General features: G+C 67.4%; 1 protein-coding gene. It reads right to left on the bottom strand.

Annotated elements, in window-relative coordinates; translation table 11 throughout:
* A partial coding sequence (locus BMY35_RS37495) for a beta-ketoacyl reductase (RefSeq protein WP_143080859.1) occupies nucleotides 1–1,303 on the bottom strand: 1,303 nt, incomplete at both ends.

Genomic DNA, 1,303 nt, shown 5'->3' with positions numbered 1-1,303 from the left:
ATGCAATTCACGCCCTGCTTGAGGTTCTCCCAGAAGGCCTCCAGCGTCGCAGCCTTCGGATACCGCCCGCCCAGACCCACAATGGCAATGGGTTCCCGATCAGCTTGCCGACTGCCCCAGGTAGCGCGCGATGCACTGCGCACCTGCCGGACGACCACCGGACCACGCCCGCCAGAGGAGGCCGTCACGTCCCCCAGTGAGGCGACAGCCGGCGCCTTCCCAACGCCGCTCCACTGTGCACATGTCTGTGGATATGCGCCCACCAAGTAGCCGGCCAGGGCACTCAGCGTCCGGTACTCGAAGAACAGCGTCTTGGAGATCTCCTCGCCGAAGATCTCGTTCAGCGCCAGGTTGAGCTGGGACACCATCACCGAGTCGATCCCGTAGCGCTCCAGCGCCTCCTCGGGATCGATCCTGTCCGCGTCGATCTTCGCCACCTTGGAGAACAACGCCAGGAAGCGATGCAGCACCTTCTCCTGCAACGCCTGCAGGTCCACGCCCAGGTCGGCGGTCGACTCCGAACGCCGGACAGAATGCGAAGCCGTCGGCACCGTCGGCTCGATCGGGGCCCGGACACCCGAGAGCACCGTCACCCGAGGCGAATCCAGCGACAGCGCACGCTCCAACGTGCCGTTTTCCCACGACGGCCCGTCGATCGAGCGCGTGCGCCCCGAGCGCTCGCCCGCCTGTACTGCCATCGCACGATGCGCCGCGTACGCGTTCAGGAAGGCATCGGCTGTCGCGCGGTCCAACTGACCCGCGTTGTCCGCCGCAAAGGCGAGACTGACGAACACCTCCAGCGGCTGATCTCGCGTCGCCGCATCCAGCGCCAGCACACCTGCCACCTTCGGTGCGAGCACCGCACGCAACTCGCTCTCCGTCTTTTTCATCAAGCCGCCGTCATGCAGCACTCGCGCCGTGTGGATCACACCCGTGAGCGGGCCATGCGTCTGGACCATTTCTGCGACGCAAGCCTCCACCGCCGCACTGTCCGCGACATCCATCTGCCGGTACACCACGCGCGCGCCCAGCGCCTCCAGCTGCCGCAGCTGCTCCAGCTTCTCGGCACCCAGCACCGAACGCCCCGTCAGCACCAGCGTCACATCCGACACCGCCGTCGCGATCGCCTTGCCGGCAAGCAGGCCCAGGCGTCCTGCACCACCACTGATCAGGTACACGCCCCCGCGCTTCCACGGCGTCGGCACCAACGCCTGCTCGGCATCCTCGCGCACCTCCTCCAGGCGCATCACCTCGCGCGTCGCTGCCCGATAGCGCACGTCCTCCTCGAACGCCTGCGCCTCGG

This window comes from Variovorax sp. YR750 (assembly GCF_900109805.1).
In the GTDB taxonomy this organism is placed as follows: domain Bacteria; phylum Pseudomonadota; class Gammaproteobacteria; order Burkholderiales; family Burkholderiaceae_C; genus Variovorax; species Variovorax gossypii.
This window is presented reverse-complemented; position numbering and strand designations above follow the sequence as displayed.